Here is a 26,354-nt window from a genome sequence, read left to right as displayed (position 1 = left end):
GGAATCGACATGCAGATCTACAAGGTTGGCGGCGCCGTGCGCGACCGCCTGCTCGGGCGCGAGGTCAGCGACATCGACTGGGTGGTGGTGGGTGCCACCGCCGAAGCCATGCAGGCCGAAGGATATCGCCCGGTGGGCAGCGACTTCCCGGTGTTCCTGCATCCTGCCAGCGGCGAGGAATACGCCCTCGCCCGCACCGAGCGCAAATCCGGCAAGGGCTACGGCGGCTTCACCTTCCACGCCAGCCCGGACGTCACCCTCGAAGAAGACCTGATTCGCCGCGACCTGACCATCAACGCCATGGCCGAGGACGAACACGGGCAGGTCATCGACCCCTACGGCGGCCTGCGGGACCTGCAGGCGCGGCTGCTGCGCCACGTCTCCCCCGCCTTCGCCGAAGACCCGCTGCGCGTGCTGCGGGTGGCCCGCTTCGCCGCCCGCTACGCGCCGCTGGGCTTCGAGGTGGCCGACGAGACCCTGGCGCTGATGCGCCAACTGGCGGAGTCCGGCGAGCTGCAGGCACTGACGCCCGAACGCAGTTGGAAGGAGATTTCCCGCGCCCTAATGGAACCGAGGCCGGACGTGTTCGTCCAGGTACTGCGCGACTGCGGCGCCCTGGCCGAACTGCTGCCGGAGGTGGACGCGCTGTTCGGCGTACCTCAGCCCGAGGCGCACCATCCGGAAGTGGATACCGGTGTGCATTGCCTGATGGTGCTACGCCAGTGCGCCGAGCATGGGCAACCGCTGACCGTGCGCTGGGCCTGTCTGCTGCACGATCTGGGCAAGAGGCGCACCCCGGAAAGCGAGTGGCCGCGCCACATCGCCCACGAAGTGCGCGGGCTCAAGCTGATCGACGCGGTGAACCAGCGCTGCAAGGCGCCCCGCGACTGCGCCGAGCTGGCCCTGCTGGTCGGCGAATATCACACCCACGGCCATCGCGCCCTGGAGCTGCGCCCGACCACCCTGCTGGAGCTGCTGCAGCGCTTCGATGTGTACCGCCGCCCCCAGCGCTTCGAGGAATTCCTCGCCGCCTGCGAAATGGATGCCCGCGGCCGTCAGGGGCTGGAACAGCGCGACTACCCCCAGGCCGACTACCTGCGCGGCGTCATGCAGGCCGCCCGCGCGGTGGCGGTGCAGCCATTGGTCGAGCGGGGATTCAAGGGTGCCGAACTGGGCGAAGCGCTCAAGCGCGAACGCCTCAAGGCGCTCAAGGCCTACAAGAAAGACCGGCAGGACACGCCAACGTAGGTGCGCCATGCGCACCGAAGCCCCGCAAGGTGCCCGGCCCCGCGCCCCCTACGGCAGGGCCCTCACGAAGCGATTACGGCGCGGGATAGGCCCGGAGCAGCTCGGCCGGCGTCAGCTCGGCGCCACGCCACCGGAACGGCGCCGGCCACAGCTGCTGGTCGATCCGCGCCTCGCCCCACAGCTCGGCGAACGTCCGCTTCGCCTCGGGGTGAACGGCTTCGGGCGCCAGCAGGGCCAGTGGCCAGAGCACGAAGGCATTCTTCAGGATTTCCGCCCGGGGCAGCACCAGGCCGTCGAAGCTGCCGATCAGGTCGTCGTACAGCAGCACGTCGATATCCAGGGGCAGGCCCTTGCGCTCCGGGGCATAGCGGCCGTTGTCGGCCTCGATGAACTTGAGGCGGCGATCCAGCTCGTGCAGCGGCAGGTCGGTGCGGGCGCTGACCACCAGGTTGTAGAAGTTGCCGCTCTTGATGCCCACCGGCCGGCTCTCGAACACCGGCGAACAGCGCAGATCGTGGAGAAAGCCGGCCAGTGCATCCAGGCCGGCGGCCAGGCGCAGCTCGCGGTCGGCGTTGCTGCCCAGCCCGAGGAAGATGGGAGTCATGGCCGGCTGCGCTCGATTTCCACACCCACCGCACGGGCCGCGGCGTTGACGCCGGGCTTGGTCACCCGCAGGCGCAGCCAGGACAGGCCGAAGCGCTCCAGCAACAGCTCGGCCAGGCGCTCGGCGAAGGTCTCCACCAGCTCGAAGCGCGCGGCGGCGGCGAACGCCTGCACCTGCTGGTTCACTGCAGCGTAGTCCAGCGCCTTGCCCAGATCGTCCCCAGCCGCCGCCGGACGGATGTCCCAGGCGAAGGTCAGGTCCAGCAGCAGGCACTGGCGAATGCCCCGCTCCCAGTCGTAAGCGCCGATCAGGGTGTCGACTTCCAGCCCCTCGATGAAAACCTTGTCCAAACCTCGTCTCCGCTGGACGACAAGACCCTTGTCCCGCCGCTAGAATCGGGGCTCCCTCGCCCCGGAATGGATACCATGTTCTGGCTGCTGGCACTGCTCGCCTACCTGCTCGGCTCGCTGTCCTTCGCCATTCTGCTCAGTCGCCTGAGCGGCGGGCCGGACCCGCGCGCCAGCGGCTCGGGCAACCCCGGCGCCACCAACATGCTGCGGGTGGCCGGCAGGAAACTGGCCGTGCTGACCCTGCTCGGCGACCTGCTCAAGGGCCTGCTGCCGGTGCTGGTCGCCTACCTCGCCGGCCTCGACATCCAGCAACAGGCCTGGATCGGCCTGGCCGCCGTGGTGGGCCATCTCTATCCGCTGTACTTCCGCTTCCGTGGCGGGAAAGGCGTGGCGACCGCCGCCGGCATGCTGCTCGGCCTCTATCCGCCCTCCGCCCTGCTGGCCCTCGCCGCCTGGGCGCTGACCTTCTTCCTCACCCGCACCAGCTCGCTGGCCTCGCTGATCGCCACCCCGCTGACCCTGCCGCTGCTGGCCTGGCAACGCCCCGAGGCGCTGCTGCCGATGTGCGTGCTGACCGGGCTGATCGTGTGGCGCCACCGCAGCAATCTACGCGACCTGATGGCCGGACGCGAACGGCATTTCTAATAGTCGGCCTGAGCCCGGCTCATATGGCCGGCAGCTGCTCCATCGGCCAGCGCGCCTGTACCTGGATGGCCGGACCATCGCGCTGACCGGCCAGCAGTCGCTGGCAGCCGGCGTAGGCGATCATCGCGCCGTTGTCGGTGCAGAAGCGCGGGCGGGCATAGAACACCTGGCCCTTGAGCCCGGCCAGCATGCCTTCCAGCGAGCGGCGCAGCGCCTGGTTGGCGCTCACCCCGCCCGCGATCACCAGGCTGTTCAGGCCGGTCTGCTTGAGCGCGCGCTTGCACTTGATGGTCAATGTGTCGACCACCGCGTCCTGGAAAGCCAGGGCGATGTCGGCGCGGGTCTGCTCGCCGGCGTCACCCGCCTCACGGCACTGCTGCCAGGTATTCAGGGTGAAGGTCTTCAGGCCGCTGAAGCTGAAATCCAGGCCGGGACGATCGGTCATCGGCCGCGGGAAGGTGAAGCGTCCCGCCGTGCCCGATTCGGCCAGGCGGGCGATTTCCGGTCCGCCGGGATAATTCAGCCCCATCAGCTTGGCCGTCTTGTCGAATGCCTCGCCGGCGGCATCGTCCAGCGACTCGCCGAGCAGCTGGTAGCGGCCGATGCCGTCGACCCGCACCAGCTGGGTGTGACCGCCGGAGACCAGCAGGGCGACGAAGGGGAAGGCCGGCGGCTGTTCTTCCAGCATGGGCGCCAGCAAGTGGCCCTCCATGTGGTGCACGCCGATCACCGGGATGCCCCAGGCGAAGGCCAGGGCCTGGGCGCAGGAGGCGCCCACCAGCAGGGCGCCGACCAGGCCGGGGCCGGAGGTGTAGGCAATGGCCTCGATCTGCGCAGCCTCGGCGCCCGCCTCGCCCAGCACCTGGCGAATCAGCGGCAGCATGCGCTTGACGTGGTCGCGCGAGGCCAGCTCCGGCACCACGCCGCCGTAGACGCGATGCAGGTCGATCTGGCTGAACAGGGCATCGGCCAGCAGGCCGCGCTCACTGTCGTAGAGGGCGACACCGGTCTCGTCGCAGGAGGTTTCCAGGCCCAGCACTAGCATGGGGATTAAAACCTTCAACACTGGCTAAAAAAGAAGGCGCGCATGATAATCGCCGCCCCCTGACCGGGCCAGCGCTTTTCGATCAGAGGCTTTGCATTCCGCTGCGCGAGGCGTTAATATCCGCAGCCCTTGAAAACCGACGTACTCCCGTGCCCTTGCCGGATCGCGTCGTCCATTCGGTAAAACAGTGAAGGTACGACCTGGATGCCAGCCGTCAAAGTTAAAGAGAACGAACCCTTCGACGTAGCTCTGCGTCGTTTCAAGCGCTCCTGCGAGAAAGCCGGTGTACTGGCCGAAGTTCGCAGCCGCGAGTTCTACGAGAAGCCCACCACCGAGCGCAAGCGCAAGGCCGCAGCCGCCGTCAAGCGCCACGCCAAGAAAGTGCAGCGCGAACAGCGCCGCCGCGAGCGCCTGTACTGAGTTATCAGTCGCGCCGCTAGGCTTCCGCGATGCCCGGCTCCGGCCGGGCTTTGCATTTTCAGGCTCCACCCGACTCCGCTTCGCCGACCGGCGAATGACCGGAGTTTTTTCGTTTATGCTCCCGCCTCTGGCATCCGCACGCTGACGAACCCATGGCCGGCCTGATCCCGCAATCCTTCATCGATGACCTGCTCAACCGCACCGACATAGTCGAAGTGGTGGGTTCGCGCATCCAACTGAAGAAGGCCGGCAAGAACTACACGGCCTGCTGCCCGTTCCACAAGGAGAAGACCCCCTCCTTCAGCGTCAGCCCCGACAAGCAGTTCTACTACTGCTTCGGCTGCGGCGCGGGCGGCAACGCCCTCGGCTTCGTCATGGACCACGACAGCCTGGATTTCCCCCAGGCCGTCGAGGATCTGGCCAAGCGCGCCGGCATGGACGTGCCCCGGGAAGACAGCGGTCGCACGCCGCGGCAGCCGACCGACTCGCCGCTCTACCCGTTGCTCACCGCCGCCGCCGATTACTACCGCCAGGCCCTGAAGAGCCACCCGACGCGCAAGGCCGCGGTGGACTACCTCAAGGGACGCGGCCTGACCGGCGAGATCGCCCGCGACTTCGGCCTGGGCTTCGCCCCGCCGGGCTGGGACAACCTGTTCAGGCACCTGGGCGGCGACGGCATGCAGCAGAAGGCGATGATCGATGCCGGCCTGCTGATCGAGAACGCCGAGAGCGGCAAGCGCTACGACCGCTTCCGCGACCGGGTGATGTTTCCCATCCGCGACAGCCGGGGCCGGGTCATCGCCTTCGGCGGCCGGGTGCTGGGCGACGACAAGCCCAAGTACCTGAACTCACCGGAAACGCCGGTGTTCCACAAGGGCCAGGAACTGTACGGCCTCTACGAAGCGCGCAAGAGCAATCGCGACCTCGACGAGATCATGGTGGTCGAGGGCTACATGGACGTCATCGCGCTGGCCCAGCAGGGCCTGCGCAACGCCGTCGCCACCCTCGGCACGGCGACCAGCGAGGAACACCTCAAGCGCCTGTTCCGCCTGGTGCCCAGCGTGCTGTTCTGCTTCGATGGCGACGGCGCCGGCCGCAAGGCCGCCTGGCGCGCCCTGGAGGCCACCCTGCCGAACCTGCAGGACGGCCGCCGCGCACGCTTCCTGTTCCTGCCCGAGGGCGAGGACCCGGACACCCTGGTGCGTCAGGAAGGCACCGACGCCTTCCGCGCCCGCATCAACCAGCATGCCCAGTCGCTGGCCGACTACTTCTTCCAGCAACTGTCGGAAGAAGCCGACCCGCGCTCGCTGGAAGGCAAGGCGCACCTGGTGACCCTGGCTGCGCCGCTGATCGACAAGATTCCCGGCAACCACCTGCGCGCCCTGATGCGTCAGCGCCTCTCGGAAATCACCGGGCTCAGCGGCGAGATGCTGCAGCAGGCCGCGCAGAACGCACCACCCGCCCCCAGCGCCAGCCACGAGCCGCCGACGGACTATGGCCACTACTACGACGCCCAGCCGGACTACGGCGATGTCGCCGACTACGCCAACCACATCGAGCCGCCCGCCGAAGCCTACGAGCCGAAGAAAACCTGGCAGAAAGGCGAAGGCAAGGCCTGGAAGAAGGATGGCGAGTGGCGCAAGGGCGGTGACTGGAAGAAAGGCCCGCGCGACGGCGCCCCGCCGCGCAAACCGGTGCACGTGGAGACGCCGACCCTGACGGCGCTGCGCACCCTGCTGCACCACCCGCAACTGGCACAGAAAGTCGAAGATGTCAGCCATTTCGCCGACGAAGAAGACACCTACGCCCAGCTGCTGGTCGCCTTGGTCGGCACCCTGCAGAAGAGCCCCAAGCTGCGTTCGCTGCAGCTGATCGCCCGCTGGCACGGCACCGAACAGGGCCGCCTGCTGCGTGCCCTGGCGGAAAAGGAGTGGCTGATCGAAGGCGACAATCTTGAAAAGCAGTTCTTCGACACCATTACTACACTTACCCACGGCCAGCTGAAGAAACGCCGCGATCAACTGTTGCGGAGCGTCATGCACAAGAGCCCCAGCGAACTGAGCGACGAGGAAAAGGCTCTATTGAGAGAGCACTTCAGTCACGCTCCATCGACCGACAGCGAGAGCCCAACTGGCGCGTGATGCGCCAAATCGGGTATAATCCTCGGCTTATTTTCAGCCCGCCAAGACCTTCAGTGGATAGGGTGCTATGTCCGGAAAAGCGCAACAGCAGTCTCGTTTGAAAGAGTTGATCAGCCGTGGTCGTGAGCAGGGTTACCTGACTTACGCCGAGGTCAACGACCACCTGCCGGAGGATATTTCCGATCCGGAACAGGTGGAAGACATCATCCGCATGATCAACGACATGGGGATCAACGTATTCGAGAGCGCTCCGGATGCGGATGCCCTATTGCTGGCCGAAGCCGACACCGACGAAGCCGCCGCCGAAGAAGCCGCCGCCGCGCTGGCCGCGGTAGAGACCGATATCGGCCGCACCACCGACCCGGTGCGCATGTACATGCGTGAAATGGGCACCGTGGAGCTGCTGACCCGCGAAGGCGAGATCGAAATCGCCAAGCGCATCGAGGAAGGCATCCGTGAAGTCATGGGCGCCATCTCCCTGTTCCCGGGCACCGTCGACAGCATCCTCGCCGAATACCAGCGCGTCACCACCGAAGGCGGTCGCCTGTCCGACGTGCTCAGCGGCTACATCGACCCGGATGACGGCAGCCTGCCGGCCGAGGAAGTCGTGCCCGAGCTGAAGGAAGCCGCCGCCGAGACCAAGGACGACGAGGAAGAGGAGGAGGAAAGCGACTCCGACTCCGACGACGAAGGCGATGGTGGCCCGGACCCGGAAGAAGCCGCCCGCCGCTTCGGCGCGGTCGCCGATCAGCTGGAGAAGACCCGCAAGGCCCTGAAGAAGCACGGCCGCGGCAGCAAGCAGGTGGAACAGGAGCAAACGACGCTGGCCGAGCTGTTCATGCCGATCAAGCTCGTGCCCAAGCAGTTCGATGCCCTGGTCGAGCGCGTTCGCGGCTCCCTGGAGCAGGTTCGTGCCCAGGAGCGCGCCATCATGCAGCTGTGCGTGCGTGACGCCCGCATGCCGCGTGCCGACTTCCTCAAGCTGTTCCCCGGCAATGAAGTCTCCACCGAATGGTCCGCCGGCCTGGCCAAGGGCAAGGCCAAGTACGCCGAGGCCATCGGCAACCTGCAGGCCGACATCCAGCGCTGCCAGGAGAAGATGAGCGCCATCGAGGCCGACGCCGGCCTGGTGATCGCCGAGATCAAGGACATCAACCGCCGCATGTCCATCGGCGAGGCGAAAGCCCGTCGCGCCAAGAAGGAAATGGTGGAGGCCAACCTGCGTCTGGTGATTTCCATCGCCAAGAAGTACACCAACCGCGGCCTGCAGTTCCTCGACCTGATCCAGGAAGGCAACATCGGCCTGATGAAGGCGGTGGACAAGTTCGAATACCGCCGCGGCTACAAGTTCTCGACCTACGCCACCTGGTGGATCCGCCAGGCGATCACCCGCTCGATCGCCGACCAGGCGCGCACCATCCGTATCCCGGTGCACATGATCGAGACGATCAACAAGCTCAACCGCATCTCCCGCCAGATGCTGCAGGAGATGGGCCGCGAGCCGACTCCGGAAGAGTTGGGCGAGCGCATGGAGATGCCCGAGGACAAGATCCGCAAGGTATTGAAGATCGCCAAGGAGCCGATCTCCATGGAGACGCCGATCGGCGACGACGAAGACTCGCACCTGGGCGACTTCATCGAGGACTCCACCATGCAGTCGCCGATCGAAGTGGCGACCGTGGAAAGCCTCAAGGAAGCCACCCGCGAAGTCCTGGCCGGGCTCACCGCCCGCGAGGCCAAGGTGCTGCGCATGCGCTTCGGCATCGACATGAACACCGACCACACCCTCGAGGAAGTGGGCAAGCAGTTCGATGTCACCCGCGAGCGCATCCGCCAGATCGAGGCCAAGGCGCTGCGCAAGCTGCGCCACCCAACGCGCAGCGAGCACTTGCGCTCATTCCTCGACGAATGATGGCAAAACCCCGGCACCCGCCGGGGTTTTTGCTTCTGCGCCGGCTACACTGACAAGAGTATCCAACGCTTCCCGGAACCGCCGCATGTCGCGTCTGCTGGCCATTCTCCTGTCGTGTCTGGCGTGCTGGGCGCTCCCGGCGGCGGCGCTCGAGCTCAGCCCGGAGGAGCAGGCCTGGCTGGCCGACCACCCACAGCTGCGCCTGGGCATCGACCCCTCATGGCCGCCCTTCGAGTTCCGCGACGAACAAGGCCGCTACAGCGGCCTCAGCGCCAGCTATATCAGGCTGATCGAAGAGCGCCTCAAGATCCGGATGCAGCCGGTAGCCTCGAACGACTGGAGCGAAGTGCTGGCCCGCGCCCAGGAAGGCTGGGTGGACCTGCTGCCAGGCATCATGTCGACCCCCGAGCGTCAGCGCGACCTGGCCTTCACCCGCCCCTACCTCGACTTTCCCATCGTCATCCTCGCTCACCGCAGCGGCCCGCAGCCGCGCAGGCTGGACCAGCTGTACGGCCTGAAGATCGCCGTGGTGATGGACTACGCGCCCCACGTCATCCTGCGCAACCGCCACCCCGACCTCAACCTGCTGCCGCTGCCCAGCGTCGAGGCCGCGCTGCAGGCCCTCGCCACAGGCCAGGCCGACGCGATGATCGGCGACCTCGCCTCCAGTGTCTGGAGCCTGCGCGAGCTGAAGCTGGACGGCCTCAGCATCACCGGCGAGACACCCTACCGCTATCAACTGGCGATGGCCGCGCCGCACCAGAACACGCCGCTGATCGGCATCCTCGACAAGCTGTTCGCCGAACTGACCGAGAAGGAAATCGCCAAGCTACGCGAGCCCTGGGTCGGCGGCGTGCTGGACGAACGCGACGCCTGGCTGCGCGCCCTCCCCTATGGCATCCCCGTCTTCCTACTGGCCCTGCTGATACTGGCCACCGTACTGCGCATCAACCAGAGGCTGCGTCAGGAGATGCGCAGGGGCCGAAGCCTGGAAGAACGCCTGCGCAGCAGCGAACAGCACTACCGCGGCCTCATCGAGAGCCTCAGCGCGGTGGCCTGGCAGATGCGCCTCAAGGAGCAGCGCTTCACCTACGTCTCGCCGCACGCCGAGAAGCTGCTGGGCTATCCCCTGGACGAATGGCTGGAGCCGGGCTTCTGGCAGCGCCACCTGCACCCGGACGACGCCGAGCACGCGCACCGGCACATCCAGGGCGAGGGCCAGGCCGGCTTCGACTACCGCATGCTGGCGGCCGACGGCCGCACCGTGTGGATTCGCGACATCGTCACGCCGATGCCGGGCGACGACGGCCCGCTGCTGCACGGCCTGATGGTCGACATCAGCGAGGCCAAGCGCATCGAGCAGGCCCAGCGCCTGTCCGAAGAGAAGTTCGCCAAGGCCTTCCACGCCTCGCCGGACGGCCTGCTGATCACCCGCTCGCGCGACGGGCTGATCCTCGAGGCCAACGAAGGCTTCACCCGGATCACCGGCTACGACATCACAGAGGCGCTCGGGCACACCACCCGGGAGCTGAACATGTGGGCCAACCCGGAGGACCGCCTGCGCATGGTCGAGGCGGTACGCCAGCATGGCGGCCTGCGCGACTTCCGCGCCTGGCTCAACGCCTGCGACGGGAGGTTGCGCCTGGGCGAACTCTCGGTCCAGGCGATCATGATCGAGGACGAACCCTGCCTGCTCACCATCGCCCGCGACATCACCGACCGCGAGCAGATGGAGGAGCGCCTGCACCTGGCCGCCACCGTCTTCGAGAGCACGGCCGAGGGCGTGATGATCACCGACCTGGAGCAGCGCATCACCGCGGTCAACCGCGCCTTCAGCGAGATCACCGGCTACAGCGAGGCCGAGGCACTCGGCCAGAAGCCCGGCTTGCTCGCCTCCGAACGGCATGATCGGACCTTCTACAAGGACATGTGGCGCCAGTTGAACGAGGAAGGACACTGGCAGGGCGAGATCTGGAACCGGCGCAAGAACGGCGAGGAGTTCCCCGAATGGCTGACCATCAGCGCCGTGCGTGGCCAGGACGGCCAGATCACCCACTTCGTCGGTGTGTTCGCCGACATCAGCTCGCTCAAGCAGGCCCAGGAACGGCTGGACTACCAGGCGCACCACGACCCGCTCACCGGCCTGCCCAACCGCGCGCTGTTCGAACACCGCCTGGACAAGGCGCTGCAGGAGGCCCGCACCGAGCGCGGCCAGGGCGCCGTGCTGTTCCTCGACCTGGACCGCTTCAAGCACATCAACGACAGCCTCGGCCACCCGGTCGGCGACCAGTTGCTCAAGAGCATCGCCCAGCGCCTGCGCGGCCAGCTGCGCGACATCGACACGGTGGCGCGGCAGGGCGGCGACGAGTTCATCGTGCTGCTGCCCGGCCTGCAGCTGCCCGCCGACGCCGAACGGGTGGCGACCAAGCTGCTGAACTGTTTCAACACCCCCTTCCACACCGAGAGCAGCGAGTTCTTCATCAGCGCCAGCATCGGCATCAGCCTGTACCCGAGGGATGGCGAGGACGTCGCCACCCTGGTCAAGAACGCCGACGCGGCCATGTACAGTTCCAAGGCCAAGGGCCGCAACCGGGTCGAGTTCTACACCCGCAACCTGACCTTCCAGGCCACCGAGCGCATGACCCTGGAGCTGGAGCTGCGCCGCGCCATCGAGCGCGGCGAACTGAGCCTCTACTACCAGCCGAAGCTGTGTCTGACCAGCAGGACCCTGGTCGGCGCGGAAGCCCTGCTGCGCTGGCACCATCCGCTGTTCGGCGAGATTCCGCCGGATCGCTTCATCCCGCTGGCCGAAGACAACGGCATGATCCTCCAGCTAGGCGATTGGGTGCTGCAGGAAGCCTGCCGGCAGATGCGTTCCTGGCAGGAAAGCCACGCGCCGTTCGGCCCGCTGTCGGTCAACCTGTCCGGCAGCCAGCTGCGCCAGCCCAAGCTGGTGGAGCGCATCGCCGGCACCCTCGACGACTTCGGCCTGGCGGCCAGCTGCCTGCAACTGGAGATCACCGAGAGCTTCATCATGAACCAGGCCGAGGAAGCGCTGCTGGTACTCCACGAACTCAAGTCGCTGGGCCTGCAGCTGGCCATCGATGACTTCGGTACCGGCTACTCGTCCCTCAGCTACCTCAAGCGCCTGCCGCTGGACATCCTCAAGATCGACAAGTCCTTCGTCCTCGGCCTTCCCGGCGACCCGGACGATGTCGCCATCACCCGCGCAATCATCGCGCTGGGCCGCAGCCTGCAGATGTCGGTGATCGCCGAGGGCGTGGAAACCAAGGCCCAGGAAGCCTTCCTCGCCAGCGAGGGCTGCGAACAGATCCAGGGCTACGTGATCAGCCGCCCGCTCTCGGCCGAATCCTTCGCCACCAACTTTCTCGGCCCCCTGCCGATTGGCAGCGCGGAAAAGGCGCCGGTATAATCCGCCGCTCCTTCTGAGGGCCTATAGCTCAGTCGGTTAGAGCAGAGGACTCATAATCCTTTGGTCCACGGTTCGAGTCCGTGTGGGCCCACCAAGCAGAACAAGGACTTAGGCCAGTCATGCGACTGGCCTAAGTCTTTTTGGCCTCCTGAAAACTGCGTACCATTCCGGCTACCGCTCGTATTGTGCTGCGCCCAGCCTCTACGACGTTTCGCCCTGGCTCACGGAGCCAGGCACAAGCTCCCACAGAAGACGTCGAGGCAAAGATGGCCAGCGATTCCCCCTTGCCCCAGGCGGTCGGCACCCCGATCACCCGCAGTGCAATCTTTATCGTCGCGACCCTCAATCCGGGCGCGGAGCACAACGAGACCGTCCGGGCCTTGTGTGGTGACGTGGCGGGGCTGGTCCGCTCGGTGGGCAAGCGCGTGCCGGAAGGCGATCTCTCGTGTGTGGTGGGCTTCGGCGCCATGGCGTGGGATGTTCTTTTCGGTGCGCCGCGCCCCGCAGCCCTGCATGCGTTCCGTGCAATTGGCGCCGGCGAGCGGGTCGCCGTTTCCACGCCGGGGGACCTGCTGCTGCACATCCGTGCGGAGCAGATGGATCTCTGCTTCGAGCTGGCGACCCAGCTGATGACGCGGCTGGGCGAGGCGGTCACGGTGGTCGACGAGGTCCAGGGTTTCCGCTATTTCGACATGCGCAGCATCATCGGCTTCGTCGACGGCACGGAGAACCCGGTGGGCCGCGAGGCCGCGCATTTCACCCTGATCGGCGACGAGGACCCGGACTTCGCCGGCGGCAGCTACGTGCTGGTGCAGAAGTACCTGCACGACATGACCCGCTGGAACCAGCTGTCCACCGAGGCCCAGGAGCGCATCATCGGACGTACCAAGCTGTCGGACATCGAGCTGGACGAGTCGGTGAAGCCGAGCTGTTCGCACAGTTCCCTGACCACCCTGGTCAAGGACGGCCAGGAGGTGAAGATCCTGCGCGACAACATGCCGTTCGGTCGCCCGGGAGCCGGGGAGTTCGGCACCTATTTCATCGGTTATGCCCGCTCGCCGGAGCCGATGGAGGAAATGCTCGAGAACATGTTCATCGGCCTGCCGCCGGGCAACTACGATCGCCTGCTGGACTTCAGCAAGGCGGTGACGGGGAGCCTGTTCTTCGCGCCTTCCGCCGACCTCCTGGAGGAGCTGGCCGACAAGGCGCCCTGATCTCCCCGCATGAAAAAGCCGCGCAATCGCGCGGCTTTTTCGTTGCTGCCTTCAGCGCTTGGCGATGATGTACACCGCATGCACGATGCCGGGGATGTAGCCGAGCAGCGTGAGCAGGATGTTCAGCCAGAAGGCGCCACCGAAACCGACCTGGAGGAACACGCCCAGCGGCGGCAGCAGGATGGCGATCAGAATGCGGATGAGGTCCATGCGGTACTCCTTGAGGTCCATGGCGGCGGACGTCGCCGTACTAGCACAGACCCGCGCAAGCGCAGCGGGGTTCAGGCTGAATCTCAGGGGCTCAGGCTGCGCAGGTGCAGCACCCCGAACAGCAGCACCTGCAGGCGCGCCAGCATCGGTTGCGCCTGGCGCTGCAAGCGCCCATGCAGCACGACGATCTCCAGCACATGGATCACCAGCAGCAGCGCGGCGATGGCACTCATGGTCGGGCCGGCGAAGGGGTGCAGCAGGTTGGCCAGCGCCAGTATCCAGAACAGTGCGAGCGCGGCCTTGGCCAGGGTCAGCATGGAAAGCTCCCGGTTCAGTGGTAGAGGAAGGTCGGGCCAGGGTGTTCGCGGCCGTCGTCGACGCCGATCTCCAGGGCGACCAGCGCGTCGACCCGGGCGCTCAGCCGCTCAATCAGCTCGCGATGCGCCTGTGGCTCGGCGGCGAGGTTGTTCAGTTCGTCCGGGTCGGCCTGGGTGTCGTACAGCTCCAGGTCGTTGCGCGCCAGCAGGTCGTCGAAGCCAGCCGGCGTGTGGTGGTCGGATGGCGCGAAGTAGCGGGCGAACTTGTAGCGGCCGTCGTGGATGCCGCGGAACAGCGCGCGGTTGTCCAGCGACGGGCCGAGCTGCCCCTGGCGCAGGGATTCGCGCAGGATCGCCCAGGGCGTGACCTGGTCGGCATGGCGCATCACCGACTCGGTGAATTCCGGGTCGAGGTACATGACTACGCCGTAGTCGAACAGGTGGCCGCGCTCGTCCCGGGCCGAGCGGCGGTCGGCGCCGCCGAGGCTGTCCGCCAGGCTGACGCCGGCCAGCTGCGGGTAGCGCTCGGCGCGGGTCACGGCGTCCACTCCGGCCAGCTCCAGCACGGTCGGCGCGATGTCGACGGTCGAGCCCAGCACCTCGCTGGTGAAGCCCTGACGCACGTCCGGGTGGCGCACGATGAAGTTGACCCGGGTGTTCTCCCGGTACATGTGCGGCCCCTTCTGCCGCAGCTGGTGGGCGCCGGCCATCTCGCCGTGGTCGGCGGTGAGGATGACGATGGTGTCGTCGGCCAGGCCGGTGCCCTCCAGCGCCAGCAGCACCTGCTCGATGGACTGGTCGACGTCGCGCACGCAGTTCAGGTAGTAGCTCTGCAGGCCCTTCCAGGCCTCTTCGTCCCTGGGGTCGAGATGGCCGTACACGCGGTTGCACAGTTCCACGTCGGCGCGCTGGGCCCAGGGTTTGCGGCTCAGGTCCTCACGATAGAAGCTGCGCGGCAGGGGCAGGTCCCAGCGCGTCTGGTACAGCCCTGTGGTCGGCCCCGGGTCGATCGGGCCGAGGAAGTTGCGGCGCAGGCGCGACTGCTCCTGCTTCGCGCCGGAGCTGTAGAACATGATGTCGTGCGGGTTGACGAAGTTGACCGCGAGAAACCAGGGCGATTCGTCGTCGCGGTGCTGGTGCAGCCAGCCGACGGTGTCGCTGGCGGTGACCTTGTCGAAGATGAAGCCGGTCATCAGCGAGCCGTGGGGGTCGCCGTTGAGGTTGTAGTCGGCGAAGCCGAACGGCAGCAGGGCGTCGCGGGTGCTCTCGACCACGCCGTAGGTGAGGTTGCCCGGCTGCTCGATGTGCGACAGGTGCCACTTGCCCTTGTAGGCGGTGTGGTAGCCCTGCTCGCGCAGCATGTGGCCGAGGGTGGGCAGTCCGGGCGACAGCTCGCGGAACGGCGGCAGGCCGATGTTGGCGGTGATCCCCGTGCGCTGGGTGTGCTGTCCGGTGAACAGCACCGAGCGCGACGGCGAGCAGGGCGTGGTGTTGACGTGAAAGTTGCCCAGGCTGGCCGCGCCGCGCAGCAGCCGCTCGTGACCAGGCAGCGGCAACGCGCCGGGCAGGTCGCGGTGGGCCTGCTGCTGGTCGGTGACGATCAGCAGGATGTTCGGCTTGCGGCCGGCCGGGCGTACCCTGGCCGGCGCCGCCTGCTGCCCGAGGACAGGGGCGGCGACGCCCGCGGCGGTCAGGGCGGCGGCCTTCTTCAACAGCTCGCGACGTTGCATGGCACGCTCCTCCGGTGGCCCACGGGTGGTGCGACGCGCCGCCCGGGCGCGCCGCGGGACATCAGCGCACGGTCAGGGCGATCGGCGCTTCGGCGAAGTCGAAGCAGCCGAGGAAGGTCTTGATGTCGAGCAGGTTGCCGTCGACCTTCACGTCGCCCAGCAGCGCGCCCTTGAGCAGGCCGTTCTCGCCGCTGATCACGGTGTCCAGGTAGGTCTTGTCGAGGGTCAGGCGCAGCGCTGTGTCGGCATCGATGCCCCGGCGCAACTGGGCCACCCCGCGACGCACATCCAGGCTCCATTCCTCACCGATGTCGGGGAAGGCGAAGCCCAGGGTCAGCTCCACGTCGGCACTCTTCTCCGGGTCGATGCGGGTCACCCAGTTCTGCAGGAAGATGCGCGCCGGCAGGTTCTTCAGCATGTCGCTGGAGAGGAAGGCGCTGCGCACGCGGCGGCCCAGTTCCTCGGCGCCGCCGTCGTCGAGCTTGCCTTCCAGCTCCATGGCGCTCATCAGGTACCAGTTGCGCCAGTTGATGTTCATGCTGGCGTAGCCGAGCTTGCGGAAGCTGCGCGCCTTGATGTCGCGCGCTAGCTTGTCGCCGTGGTCGACGCGGATGGCGTAGCCGGACAGTTCCGCGGCCCACTGGTAGTCGCCCTTGAGGTAGGCCTCGCCGGCCGCCAGCAGAACCTTCTCGCGGCCGCCCATGAGCGCGATCAGGCGCTCGGCCTTGTCCTTCGGCGGGATCGGGTCGAGGTCCACCGGGTCACCCTGGAACCAGCCCAGGTAGCCCTGGTAGATCTGCCGCACGCTGTGCTTCACGGTGCCGTAGTACTCGCGCAGGTAGGGCGTGTAGCCGGCCAGGTGGGGCGGCAGCTGGACCTTCTCGACCAGCTCGTCGGGGGTCAGGCCCTTGTTCATCCAGCGCACGGTCTGGTCGTGGATGTAGGCGATGGCGTCGCGGGTCATGCGCAGCACTTCTTCGACCTTGTCCTTGCCGCTCACCGGCTGGCCGTGCAGAGGCACCATGTAGTCGGCCTGGAAGGCGCGCAGCTTGTCGAGGCTGTCCACCCACACCACCGGGTCGCGGAACTTGGTGCCGCGCAGGGTGTGGATGTTCGGCAGGGTCGGCCCCTGGGTGACCTCGGCGCTGATCAGCACGCGGTTGTCCGGCAGGTACAGGACGATCTCGTCCGGCGCCTCGCTGGGCACGTGGAGGAACTGCACCGGCAGGCCGGCGATGGTGGTGTCGAGCTTGTCCTTGAAGGTGATGGTCGGCGCGATGAAGGTCGAGGCGCCCTCATGGGCCAGCGGGCCGAGGCCGGCGTTCATCTGCTGCTTGTCGCTGTCCGGCAGCGCGGCGCCGAAGCTGTAGCCCGAGCGCATGGAGAGGATCGGCCCGACCAGCGCGCCCTGGGCGACGACGTTGTCGAGCAGGCTTTCCTGGGCGTAGATCTGCACCTCGCCGCTCTTCACCTGTTCCTCGCTGACGAAGCCCTTCACGCCGTTGATGTGGTCCGGGTGGAAGTGGGTGTAGACGATGGCCTTGATCGGCTTGTCGCTGATCTTGCGGAACTCGGCGAGCACCTTGCGCGACTGCTCGGCCGACTCGCCGGTGTCGACGATGATCAGCCCTTCCGGCGCCTCGATCATCACGCTGTTGGCGAGGTTCCAGCCCACCGCCGACCAGACGTTGTCGGCAATCGGATAGACCTTTTCGCTGAAGTGCCGGGTGTGTTCGGCCAGCTCGGCGTTGATCGACGGCTCGATGTGCTCGGTGGGCAGCTCAGCGCTGGCGGTGAAAGGCAGGGTCGCGGCCAGCAGCAGGCCACTGAATCGGCTGAATGACATGGGGGTTGGCTCGTTGTTGTTTGTCCCGCTAGGCAGACTGGCGAAAGCGAGCCAATAATTCCAATGCATTTCATTCGCTGATTCGATGCGAGACACGCATGAACGACCTGCGCCAACTCCGTCACTTCGTTGCCCTCGCCGACCATGGCCACTTCGCCCGCGCCGCCGAGGCCGTGCATCTCAGCCAGCCGGCCCTGAGCCGCAGCATCCAGGCGCTGGAAAGCGGCCTCGGCTGCACCCTGGTGGATCGCCACAGCCGCGGCATCAGCCTGACGGCCCACGGCCGCCTGGTGCTCGAACACGCCCGCCGCCTGCTGGCCGGCAGCCACGCCCTGCACAACGCGGTGAGCCAGCTCGGCAACCTCGCCAGCGGCGAACTGCGCCTGGGCGCCGGCCCCTACCCCGCCGCGCGGCTCGTGCCCCAGGCCATCGGCCGCTTCGCCGAGCATTACCCGAAGGTGCGCGTGCAGCTGCAGATCGACAACTGGCAGCAGTTGCGAACGCGCCTGCTCGACGACGAGCTGGAGCTGTTCGTCGCCGATATCCGTGAACTCCAAGGTGATCCCCAACTGTGCATCGAGGCGCTGCGCAGCCACCCCGGCGTGCTGTTCTGCCGTCCGCAACACCCGCTGTGCGGGCACGGCGGGCCGCTGCGGCTGGACGACCTGCGCGGCTACGCCCTGGCCGGCACCCAGCTGCCGCAGGCGGTGGCGGAGAATCTCGAACCCCTGGGCGGCGAGCAGGCGATGAGCATCCAGTGCGACAACTTCATGGTGCTCAAGGAGCTGGTGTCGAGCAGCGACGTGCTGAGCATGGCGCCCTGGGACGTGGTCGCCAGCGATGTGCAGGCCGGACGCCTGGCGATCCTCACCCTGAGCGGCGTGCCATACCTGGCCAGCTCGGCCTATGGCATCGTCAGCCGCAGCGGGCACAGCCTGTCGCCAGGCGCCGAGCAGCTGCAGCAGATCATCCGCGAGCAGGACAGCGAACACCTGATGCCTTCGCTACCTGCTCCCACTGCCGGCATCAACCAACCATAGAGCGCGAAGGAGCCAGCTCAACTGCGCGGCAAACGCACGCGGAATGCCGCGCCACCCAGGCTGGAGTCCTCCAGCAGCAGCTCGCCGCCGAAGCTTTCGATGATGTCCTTGACCACCGCGGTACCGATGCCCTGTCCTTCATGCTGGGTATCCAGGCGCTCGCCACGCTGCAGGATGCGCGCACGCTGGTCGACCGGCACACCGGGGCCGTCGTCCTCGACGCTCAGCTCGCAGTAGCCGGCCTGCTCGATGGCACTGACGCGAACGGTGCCCAGGCACAGGCGGTAGGCGTTCTCCAGCAGGTTACCGAGCAGTTCGAGCAATGCGCCCTGCTCGATGGGCACCTCGAACTGCACATCGAACACCCGCTCGACGCGCACGCGCTTGTCGCGATAGACCTTGTCCAACGCCTCGCAGAGGATGTCGAGCAAGGGCGCCAGGCGGGCACGGTGGCGCACCAGGCCGCTCTTGCGCAGGCTGGCACGCTGCAACTGGTAGCCGATCTGCTGGCTCATGCGCTCAATCTGCCGTTGCAGGATCTGCGCCTGCTCCGGGTTGGCGCTGCGCCCGGCGAGGTTTTCGCTGACACCCTGCAATACCGAGAGCGGAGTCTTCAGGCTGTGCGCCAGGTCATCCAGCGAGTGCCGGTAGCGCTCACGCTGCCGCCGCTCGCTTTCCAGCAGGTGGTTCAGCGAGCCGGTCAGGCGCAGCAGCTCGCGCGGGTGTTCCTCACTGAGCGCCTCCCGCTCGCCCGCCTCGACCTGGTCCAGCTCGGCGGTAAGCCGGCGCAAGCCGCGAAAGCCCCAGGTCAGGCCGAACCAGAGCAGGCCGAGCAGCACCAGCAGGGCCACCGTCAGCCACAGGTAGAGCTGCCGCATGAAGCCATCGTGCATGCCCTGGTAGTCGCTCACCGGCTGCATGGTGATCACGCTGTAGGCAGCCGCCTGGCCCCGCAGCAGGTCGATCTCCACGTCGTAGACGAAGAACTCCCGGCCGCTTTGCGCCCGCGCCCGCGAGAAGTCATGGCGGCCACCCTCGTAGCGTGGCGTGTAATGCACGCTCTCGGCGCGGGATGAATGCGACTGCCAGACCAGCGTGCCTTCGCTGTCGTAGATGAAACCGAGCTGGCGCGTCTCGAGGTTGTCGAATTCCTCGTCCGGCAGTTTATCCGGCATCGTCAGCCGGCCATCGACGATGCGCGCGGCGGAAATCAGCGTGCTGGCATCGGACGCCAGGCGCTTCTCGATGGATTGTTCGAGGGCGAAGACGAACGCTCGCTGCAGCACCGGCAGCAGCGCCAGCATGAACAGCACGGCCAGCGCCGCAGCGCCGAGCATCAGCCGCAGGCGCAGGGAAAACCCGGCGCGGCGCCGAACCCGCGTCACGCGCTCGCTCATCGGCAGCGCTCGACGAACAGGTAACCCTGGCCGCGCACGGTCTCGATCGGCTTGAAGCCGTTGTCGCCCTCCAGCTTGCGCCGCAGGCGACCGACCAGCACTTCGATCACGTTGGGGTCGCGCTCTTCGTCATCGGGGTAGAGCTGCTCCATCAGCCGTTCCTTGGCCACCACCTGCTGATGGTGGCGCATGAGGTATTCGAGGATGCGGTATTCGTAGGCGGTCAGCGCCATGGGCATGCCGTCCAGCTGAGCCTGCTTGCGGTTCAGATCCAGGTTGAGCGGGCCGGCCTCGATGGTCGACTGGACGAAGCCCGAGGAGCGGCGCAGCAGCGCGTTCAGGCGCGCCTCGAGTTCTTCGAACTGAAAGGGTTTGACCACGTAATCATCGGCGCCGGCGGCCAGGCCTTCGACCTTGTCCTGCCAGTTGCCGCGCGCAGTGAGAATGAGGATGGGAAAGGTCTTGTCCTGGCTGCGCAACTGGCGGATCAGGTCCAGGCCATTCATGCCCGGCAACCCGAGGTCGATCACCGCCAGGTCGTGGCTGTATTCCTGAGCCCGGTAGAGCGCCTCTTCGGCATTCGGCACCGCGTCCACCACATGGCCTTGTTCCCCAAGTCGCGTGTAGAGGTGATGACGCAACAGCGCCTCGTCTTCCACTACCAGCAATTTCATCAGGCGCTGTCTCCTGTGGGAGCTGGGCCGAAGCCCAGCGGGCGGGGGAACGTGCAGACTTTAGAACGCGTAGTTGGCGCCCAGGTATGCCTGCGAGGTGCTGTGCAGGTCCAGCGAACCCAGCTTGCCGGCGCCATGCGGGGACATCTCGGTGCTGGCGTTGGTACGCAGGTAACGATAACCCGCTTCAACCGATGCGTTCTTGTTCAGTTGCTGGAGAATACCGGCCTGCAGGCCCGCGGCATAACCGATGTCGCTGTCGCGGCTCAGACCACGGCTGTCCTGCTCCAGCTTGACCAGACCGAGGGTGGCGCCACCGAACAGCTTGGTGTTGTTGTCGCCCAGGGGCAGGAACAGGTCATAGCTGCCGAGCAGGTTCTGCTGGCGCAGCTTGTAGCCGCTATCGCTGTCCGAGACGTTCTCGTAGGTCGCGTAGTAGCGGCCGTTATCCTGCACCTGGCCGGCGCGGATACCCCAGGTACCGGTCTTGTGAATGACCTTGTCGAGCGATGGATTGCCCAGGCTCTGGTTCAGGGCAGAAGACTTCTGGATGTTGTTGTTGGTCTGACCCCAGGTCAGACCGACGAAGTTGTCGGCAGCCTGGGCGGTGAAGGCAGCCAGGGTCAGGCCGGTGGCCAGGGCGATACGGTTCAGGGTGGCTTTCATGGTGTGTTCCTCTTGGAGCGGTTTGGATGTGTGAAGCACGGGAGCCATCCTCCCGCAGCGCCACTGAACCGTTCCTGAACCCTTCCTGAACCTGCGCTGAACGAGCGGTGATGAGTACGACGCCAGGCGCCGCAGGGTTTGCATCACGCGCACACGACAACGCCAGCCACCGGCATTGCGCAGGCAGCCAACATCCGACTGCAGACGCTCGAGCAGGAGAGCCTGCAGTCGGTAAATGGGGAGTCAGTGTTGGGGGCGCTTCCCGTCGTGCGCGCGCTGGCGCAACTGAGCGGTCAGCGTGTCGATGGCCGCCAGGGCCTGCTGAATGTGCGCGTGGATCTGGCCTTCACTGGCTTTGCGGCGCGGGGCGCGCTCTTCAGCCTCCAGTTGGTAACGCGGATCGAACAGATTGAACGTATCCATTGCTGATTTCCTCACAAAGTACGGCCGCTGCGGTATGCAACGGCATGGTAGGCAGTGACGGGCATCGGGGATTGTTCTTGTTCGGCCAGCGTGCCGCCGGTTGATGACACTCGTGCAGAACACAGACAGCTGCACGGGGCCGGCGGTTTCAGCCGCCTGCGATCAATTTCCGCCGGTACGCGGCGCGGGTCAACACGACGCAATGTCGCAGCGGCGGAACGGGCGTGCCAGAGCGGCGCGATCGGCGAAGCGCACTATAGTTTCCAGTCCGGGTCTTCTTTCCGTTCGTCCACTCACTTCACGGAGTCACCATGAGCAAGGTATTCAATGTCGCGGTTCTCGTCGGCAGCCTCCGCAAGGCCTCGATCAACCGCAAGCTGGCCCTGGCCCTGGCCGAGCTGGCGCCGCCATCGCTGAAGCTGCAGATCGTCGAGATCGGCGACCTGCCGCTGTACAACGAGGACATCGACGTCAACCCGCCGCCCGCATCCTATACCGCCTTCCGCGACCAGCTGCGGGGCGCCGACGCGGTGCTGTTCGTCACCCCCGAGTACAACCGTTCGGTTCCGGCGCCGATGAAGAACGCCATCGACGTAGGCTCGCGGCCCTATGGCCAGAGCGTGTTCAGCGGCAAGCCGGCAGCGGTGGTCAGCGCCTCGCCGGGCGCCATCGGCGGCTTCGGCGCCAACCATCACCTGCGCCAGTCGCTGGTGTTCCTCGACATGCCGGTGCTGCAGCAGCCGGAGTCCTACTTGGGCGGTGCCGGAAACCTCTTCGACGAGGCCGGCAAGCCCAACGACAGCATCAAGGGCTTCCTGCAGAAATTCATCGACACCTTCGCCCGCTGGATCGAGATCCAGAACCGCGCCTGAGCCCTGCCGGCCGGGTCGCTCGACCCGGCCTCCTCGCCCCCGCGAAATCCGCTTGAACCTTTGCCGCCGGCGGCCGGTCGCTGTTCCTATGAACCGCCGCGCCAACGCGACGGCCGCACAGGAACAGCGACATGCCGAACCGGGCCCGCAGGACTGACGCCTCACTGGCCGGACTGGAACACCTGCTGCATCGCTACCACCGGGTACGCAGCGCCACCGAGCGCCTGTGCGAGCCGCTGGAGCGCGAGGACTACGTGATCCAGAGCACACCGGAGGTGAGCCCGCCCAAGTGGCACCTGGCGCACGTCAGCTGGTTCTTCGAGGCCTTCGTGCTGCAGCCCTTCCTGAAGGGCTACCGGCCGCTGGACGCGCGCTACGACCACCTCTTCAACTCCTACTACCAGACCCACGGCACGCCATTCGAGCGCACCCGCCGCGGCCTGCTGTCGCGGCCGACGGTGAGCGAGGTGTACGCCTACCGCAGCCATGTCGACCTGGCCATGGAGCGCCTGCTGGGGCACCTCGACGCGGAGATCGCCGAGGAGGTGCTGTCCCGCGTCGAGCTGGGCCTGGAACACGAGCAGCAGCACCAGGAGCTGCTGCTGATGGACATCAAGCACATCCTCGCGCAGAACCCGCTGCGCCCGGCCTACCGCCGGGATCTCACAGCCGCCGCCGGTACCCCGGTGGCGCCCCTGCGCTGGCTGAGCTATCCCGCCGGGGTACGCCACATCGGCCACGACGGCGGCGGCTTCGCCTTCGACTGCGAGCGGCCGCGGCACCGCGCCTTCGTCGACGCCTTCCAGCTGGCCAGCCGGCCGGTGAGCAACGCCGAGTACCTCGACTTCATCCGCGACGGCGGCTACCGCAGCAGCGCCCTGTGGCTGGCCGACGGCTGGGACCACATCCAGCGCGCCGGCTGGCAGGCGCCGCTGTACTGGCAGCGCGACGGCGAACAGTGGATCGAGCTGACCCTGGGCGGCCCCCGCGAACTGGACCCGGACGCGCCGGTGTGCCACCTCAGCCACTACGAGGCGGACGCCTTCGCCACCTGGGCCCAGGCCCGCCTGCCCAGCGAGGAGGAATGGGAGATCGCCGCCCAGGACGAGCCGCTGTGGGGCAACTTCGTCGAGAACGACCACCTGCAACCGGTGGCCTGCGCCGCCGGCGAGGGCCTGCAGCAGCTCTACGGCGATGTCTGGGAATGGACCTCCAGCGCCTTCCGCCCGTACCCGGGGTTCCGCCCGCTGGCCGGCAGCCTGGGCGAATACAACGGCAAGTTCATGTCCGGCCAGATGGTCCTGCGCGGGGGCAGCTGCGTCACCCCCGAGGACCATGTGCGCCCCACCTACCGCAACTTCTTCCACCCCACCATGCGCTGGCAGTTCGCCGGCCTGCGCCTGGCCAAGGAGATCTGACACATGGCATTGGCAATCCGCGTTCACGAACAGCCCTGGACGGCCGAGCGAGCGGCCCTGCGCGACGAGGCCCTGCTGGGCTTCGCCGCCAGCCCCAAGTCGATCTCGCCGAAGTTCTTCTACGATAGCCGCGGTTCCCAGCTGTTCGAGCAGATCTGCCGGCAGCCCGAGTACTACCTGACCCGCACCGAGGAAACCATCCTGCGCCTGGCCGCCGGCGACATCGCCAAGATCGCCGGACCGGACATCAGCCTGGTGGAATTCGGCAGCGGCGCCAGCCTCAAGGTGCGCCTGCTGCTGGAGGCCCTGCGCCCGGCCCGCTACCTGGGCGTGGACATCTCCCGCGAGTTCCTCGCCGCCAGTACCCACCGGCTGGCCGCCGACTACCGCTGGCTGGACGTGCACGCCCTGTGCGCCGACTTCAGCCAGCCGCTGGAGCTGCCGGCCGAGGCGCTGGGCAAGCGCCCTCTGGCGTTCTTCCCCGGCTCCAGCATCGGCAACTTCGACCCGGAACAGGCCCGCGCCTTCCTGCGCAACCTGCACGCCGCGCTGCCGCCCGGCAGCGGCCTGCTGATCGGCGTCGACCTGGTGAAGGACCGTCAGGTGCTGGAGCGCGCCTACAACGACAAGGCCGGCGTCACCGCCCAGTTCAACCTCAACCTGCTCGAACGCATCCGCCACGAACTGGACAGCGACATCGACCCCGGCCGCTTCCAGCACCGGGCCTTCTACAACGAGGCCGAGTCGCGCATCGAGATGCACCTGGTCAGCCCCCATGCGCAACAGGTACGCATCGAGGACCGCCTGTTCGAGTTCGCCGCCGGCGAGACCCTGCACACCGAGAACTCCTACAAGTACACCCCCGCCGGCTTCCGCCAGCTGGCCGCCGAGGGTGGCTTCGCCGCGGTGGCCATGTGGCGCGATCCCTGGCAGTTCTTCAGCGTGCACTTCCTGCGCCGCGAGTGAGCGACGTCCGCCGCTCGCCGGAGCGCTCCGCCTGAGGGAACAGCCGCGCGATCCGCCGCGCCAGCAGGCGACCCAGGCGGGCCTCCTCGCGCAACCCCACGTGGCCGCTCATGCGCGGTACCACAGGCGGAAGAAGGCGGCGGCGAGCAGCAGCGCCACCTGCCCCAGTGCCACGCAGAGCTGCAGGAAGGACTGCACGCTGGGGTTGTCGGCGGCGTCCGGCACGCCGGTCAGGGCCTCCCAGAAACCGCCCGGCAGCAGCGCCAGGGCGACGCTGGCGAGCGGTTTGCCGCTGAGGTTGAGGCCGTGGATCAGGTCGAACTGGCCGAAGAACATCAGGCCGATGAGGATCATCCCGGCCACCACCAGGCCGAGGGCGAAACAGGCGGAAAACTGCATCATCATGCGGATCATGGCGAACTCCCCGGATCAGGCGGCGGGCGCGGCCGGCCGGGACAGGCCGTACCAGTCGAGCTTGCGGGTCAGCACCATCACCGCGGCGAGCAGGCCGAACACCAGCAGCGAGCCCATCAGCAGCGCGTAGTCCTCGGCGCTGAGCAGGGCGTAGAGCATCCCGTAGAGCGCGGCCAGGGCGGCGGTGAAGCCGGCGCCGCGCAACCAGCTGCGCAGCACGTGGCTGACGTAGAAGCCGATCAGCGTCACGCAGGCCGATGCGGCCAGGGCGTAGGCGCTGGCGAACGCCATGTGCTCGGCCAGCGACAGCAGCAGCAGGTAGAACATCGCCAGCGACAGGCCTACCAGGCCGTACTGCACCGGGTGCACGGCCAGGCGCTTGAGCACCTCGAAGAGGAAAAAGCCGGCGAAAGTCAGGGCGATGAACAGCAGGGCGTATTTCAGCGCGCGGTCGCTCTTCAGGTACTGGTCCACCGGGTCGACGAAGCTGACGCCGAACTGGCGGCCGAGGAAGGCCTGGCAATCACCGTCGCTCACGCAGTCGCCCAGGGCCTCTTCCATGTTGGTGGCGAAGAAGCTGGTCTGCCAGCGCGCACTGAAGCCCTTGGCGGTGATCTCGCGCTCGCTCGGCAGGTACTCGCCGATGAAGCTCGGGTGCGGCCAGTCGGCGCTCAGGTCCACCTGGGTCTCGCGCCCGACCGGGGCGATGGCCAGGCTGCCGGTACCCTGCAGCAGCAGGTCGAAGGCGAAGTCCAGGCGACCGCCCTGGGACGATTCCGGCAGCGGCGCATGTACGCCGGCGCCGAGCAGCGGATCGGCGCTGCCCGGCTGGAACGGCAGCCGGCGCTCGCCCAGCTCCAGCACCAGGTTGTTCTTGATCCCGCGGATATCGCTGATGCCGACGCTGACGAACGGCTGGCCGAAGCGGTAGTCCGCCAGGTCTTCCGCGATGCCGTAGTGCGCCGGCAACTCGAAGTGGCCGCTCAGGCGGCCGTTGCTGTGGAACAGGCGCGCCTCGTAGATGCCGCGGGCACGCAGCTCGGTGCCGATGGTGCCGCCAACGGCCAGGCGCTCCGGCAGGAAATACAGGCGCCCACTCAGCTCGCGCTCGTCGAGGTAGCGCTCGCCGGTCTTGTCGTGGGTCTTCCACTCGCGGACGGTCTTGCGATAGGGCACCACCAGCAGCGGGCCAGTGATCTTCTGGCTGTGGCTGGAACTGCGCGCGATGTCTTCCAGCACGCCGTCGCGCAGGCTCTGACGCTCCTCGATCATGCCGTCGATCATCAGGATCGGGACCATCAGCAGAACGATCAGCGCGGCGATGGCGCCCAGCTTGATCAGCAGGTTGCGATTCATGGGGGAACTCTCC

General features: G+C 67.1%; 24 protein-coding genes and 1 tRNA gene. 12 read left to right on the top strand and 13 right to left on the bottom strand.

The window, feature by feature from the left end:
• Positions 1-9 precede the first annotated feature (9 nt).
• A complete protein-coding gene (locus N7640_RS16365; RefSeq protein ID WP_279904566.1) occupies positions 10-1,248 on the top strand; it encodes a multifunctional CCA addition/repair protein in 1,239 nt (412 codons plus the stop codon).
• Between the two features lie 73 nt (positions 1,249-1,321).
• On the opposite strand, the gene folK is transcribed toward N7640_RS16365, so the two are convergent.
• Positions 1,322-1,852 (bottom strand): 2-amino-4-hydroxy-6-hydroxymethyldihydropteridine diphosphokinase, encoded by a 531-nt coding sequence (folK, locus tag N7640_RS16360; RefSeq protein ID WP_279904567.1) that lies wholly within the window; start codon positions 1,850-1,852, stop codon positions 1,322-1,324.
• Entirely contained in the window at positions 1,849-2,202 is a 354-nt protein-coding gene (gene folB, locus N7640_RS16355) for a dihydroneopterin aldolase (RefSeq protein WP_279904568.1), read from the bottom strand. The genes folK and folB overlap by 4 nt, the downstream gene beginning before the upstream one ends.
• A 75-nt stretch (positions 2,203-2,277) precedes the next feature.
• On the opposite strand from folB, the gene plsY reads away from it, so the two are divergent.
• On the top strand, positions 2,278-2,847 hold the full coding sequence (gene plsY, locus N7640_RS16350; protein ID WP_220813797.1) for a glycerol-3-phosphate 1-O-acyltransferase PlsY: 570 nt from the start codon (positions 2,278-2,280) through the stop codon (positions 2,845-2,847).
• A 19-nt stretch (positions 2,848-2,866) separates the two neighbouring features.
• Here the strand turns inward: plsY and tsaD are convergent, their stop codons facing one another.
• The gene (tsaD, locus tag N7640_RS16345; protein ID WP_279904569.1) at positions 2,867-3,892 is read right to left on the bottom strand and encodes a tRNA (adenosine(37)-N6)-threonylcarbamoyltransferase complex transferase subunit TsaD; all 1,026 of its coding nucleotides are present in this window, start codon (positions 3,890-3,892) and stop codon (positions 2,867-2,869) included.
• A gap of 204 nt (positions 3,893-4,096) precedes the next feature.
• Between tsaD and rpsU the strand changes: the two genes are divergently transcribed.
• From rpsU to N7640_RS16315, 6 genes are all read left to right on the top strand, one after another.
• Positions 4,097-4,312: a 30S ribosomal protein S21 gene (gene rpsU / locus N7640_RS16340; protein ID WP_021702507.1), complete on the top strand. Its 216-nt coding sequence runs from the start codon at positions 4,097-4,099 to the stop codon at positions 4,310-4,312.
• 152 nt (positions 4,313-4,464) lie between these two features.
• Positions 4,465-6,453, top strand: coding sequence for a DNA primase (gene dnaG, locus N7640_RS16335; protein ID WP_279904570.1), 1,989 nt, complete (start codon positions 4,465-4,467; stop codon positions 6,451-6,453).
• Between the two features lie 67 nt (positions 6,454-6,520).
• Positions 6,521-8,365, top strand: a complete 1,845-nt coding sequence (rpoD, locus tag N7640_RS16330) for an RNA polymerase sigma factor RpoD (protein ID WP_279904571.1) — start codon at positions 6,521-6,523, stop codon at positions 8,363-8,365.
• An 85-nt stretch (positions 8,366-8,450) separates the two neighbouring features.
• Positions 8,451-11,798: an EAL domain-containing protein gene (locus tag N7640_RS16325; RefSeq protein ID WP_279904572.1), complete on the top strand. Its 3,348-nt coding sequence runs from the start codon at positions 8,451-8,453 to the stop codon at positions 11,796-11,798.
• A 17-nt stretch (positions 11,799-11,815) separates the two neighbouring features.
• Positions 11,816-11,892: transfer RNA gene (locus N7640_RS16320), tRNA-Ile, on the top strand.
• A 172-nt stretch (positions 11,893-12,064) separates the two neighbouring features.
• A complete protein-coding gene (locus tag N7640_RS16315; protein ID WP_279904573.1) occupies positions 12,065-13,012 on the top strand; it encodes a Dyp-type peroxidase in 948 nt (315 codons plus the stop codon).
• A gap of 51 nt (positions 13,013-13,063) precedes the next feature.
• On the opposite strand, the gene N7640_RS16310 is transcribed toward N7640_RS16315, so the two are convergent.
• The 4 genes from N7640_RS16310 to N7640_RS16295 all read right to left on the bottom strand — a co-directional run bounded on the left by N7640_RS16310 (position 13,064) and on the right by N7640_RS16295 (position 17,115).
• Positions 13,064-13,222 carry a YqaE/Pmp3 family membrane protein gene (locus N7640_RS16310; RefSeq protein ID WP_003084988.1) on the bottom strand — a complete coding sequence of 53 codons (159 nt, stop codon included), beginning with the start codon at positions 13,220-13,222 and terminating at the stop codon, positions 13,064-13,066.
• A gap of 83 nt (positions 13,223-13,305) precedes the next feature.
• Entirely contained in the window at positions 13,306-13,539 is a 234-nt protein-coding gene (locus N7640_RS16305; protein ID WP_279904574.1) for a DUF1145 domain-containing protein, read from the bottom strand.
• Between the two features lie 14 nt (positions 13,540-13,553).
• Complete coding sequence (locus tag N7640_RS16300) at positions 13,554-15,269, bottom strand: sulfatase-like hydrolase/transferase (protein WP_279904575.1); 1,716 nt, start codon at positions 15,267-15,269, stop codon at positions 13,554-13,556.
• Positions 15,270-15,330: 61 nt separating this feature from the next.
• Positions 15,331-17,115, bottom strand: a complete 1,785-nt coding sequence (locus N7640_RS16295) for an alkyl sulfatase dimerization domain-containing protein (RefSeq protein ID WP_279904576.1) — start codon at positions 17,113-17,115, stop codon at positions 15,331-15,333.
• A 98-nt stretch (positions 17,116-17,213) separates the two neighbouring features.
• On the opposite strand from N7640_RS16295, the gene N7640_RS16290 reads away from it, so the two are divergent.
• On the top strand, positions 17,214-18,155 hold the full coding sequence (locus N7640_RS16290; protein ID WP_279904577.1) for a LysR family transcriptional regulator: 942 nt from the start codon (positions 17,214-17,216) through the stop codon (positions 18,153-18,155).
• A 17-nt stretch (positions 18,156-18,172) separates the two neighbouring features.
• Here N7640_RS16290 and N7640_RS16285 read toward each other — a convergent pair whose 3' ends face one another.
• The 4 genes from N7640_RS16285 to N7640_RS16270 all read right to left on the bottom strand — a co-directional run bounded on the left by N7640_RS16285 (position 18,173) and on the right by N7640_RS16270 (position 21,315).
• Positions 18,173-19,552, bottom strand: coding sequence for an ATP-binding protein (locus N7640_RS16285; protein ID WP_279904578.1), 1,380 nt, complete (start codon positions 19,550-19,552; stop codon positions 18,173-18,175).
• Positions 19,549-20,226, bottom strand: a complete 678-nt coding sequence (locus N7640_RS16280; protein WP_279904579.1) for a response regulator — start codon at positions 20,224-20,226, stop codon at positions 19,549-19,551. The genes N7640_RS16285 and N7640_RS16280 overlap by 4 nt, the downstream gene beginning before the upstream one ends.
• A 60-nt stretch (positions 20,227-20,286) precedes the next feature.
• Entirely contained in the window at positions 20,287-20,892 is a 606-nt protein-coding gene (locus N7640_RS16275; RefSeq protein WP_279904580.1) for an outer membrane beta-barrel protein, read from the bottom strand.
• A gap of 243 nt (positions 20,893-21,135) precedes the next feature.
• Positions 21,136-21,315, bottom strand: coding sequence for a hypothetical protein (locus N7640_RS16270; protein ID WP_279904581.1), 180 nt, complete (start codon positions 21,313-21,315; stop codon positions 21,136-21,138).
• Positions 21,316-21,626: 311 nt separating this feature from the next.
• Here N7640_RS16270 and N7640_RS16265 point away from each other — a divergent pair, with 311 nt between their 5' ends.
• The 3 genes from N7640_RS16265 to egtD all read left to right on the top strand — a co-directional run bounded on the left by N7640_RS16265 (position 21,627) and on the right by egtD (position 24,571).
• Entirely contained in the window at positions 21,627-22,187 is a 561-nt protein-coding gene (locus N7640_RS16265) for an NAD(P)H-dependent oxidoreductase (protein ID WP_279904582.1), read from the top strand.
• Between the two features lie 131 nt (positions 22,188-22,318).
• Positions 22,319-23,605, top strand: coding sequence for an ergothioneine biosynthesis protein EgtB (egtB, locus tag N7640_RS16260; protein ID WP_279904583.1), 1,287 nt, complete (start codon positions 22,319-22,321; stop codon positions 23,603-23,605).
• A 3-nt stretch (positions 23,606-23,608) separates the two neighbouring features.
• Positions 23,609-24,571: an L-histidine N(alpha)-methyltransferase gene (gene egtD, locus N7640_RS16255; protein ID WP_279904584.1), complete on the top strand. Its 963-nt coding sequence runs from the start codon at positions 23,609-23,611 to the stop codon at positions 24,569-24,571.
• A gap of 108 nt (positions 24,572-24,679) precedes the next feature.
• Here the strand turns inward: egtD and N7640_RS16250 are convergent, their stop codons facing one another.
• Both N7640_RS16250 and creD read right to left on the bottom strand, forming a co-directional pair.
• Positions 24,680-24,982 carry a hypothetical protein gene (locus tag N7640_RS16250; protein WP_279904655.1) on the bottom strand — a complete coding sequence of 101 codons (303 nt, stop codon included), beginning with the start codon at positions 24,980-24,982 and terminating at the stop codon, positions 24,680-24,682.
• An 18-nt stretch (positions 24,983-25,000) separates the two neighbouring features.
• The gene (gene creD / locus N7640_RS16245) at positions 25,001-26,341 is read right to left on the bottom strand and encodes a cell envelope integrity protein CreD (RefSeq protein WP_279904585.1); all 1,341 of its coding nucleotides are present in this window, start codon (positions 26,339-26,341) and stop codon (positions 25,001-25,003) included.
• Positions 26,342-26,354: the final 13 nt, after the last annotated feature.

Origin of the sequence: Pseudomonas sp. GD04015 (genome assembly GCF_029837675.1) — a bacterium.
Lineage (GTDB): Bacteria > Pseudomonadota > Gammaproteobacteria > Pseudomonadales > Pseudomonadaceae > Aquipseudomonas > Aquipseudomonas paralcaligenes.
This window is presented reverse-complemented; position numbering and strand designations above follow the sequence as displayed.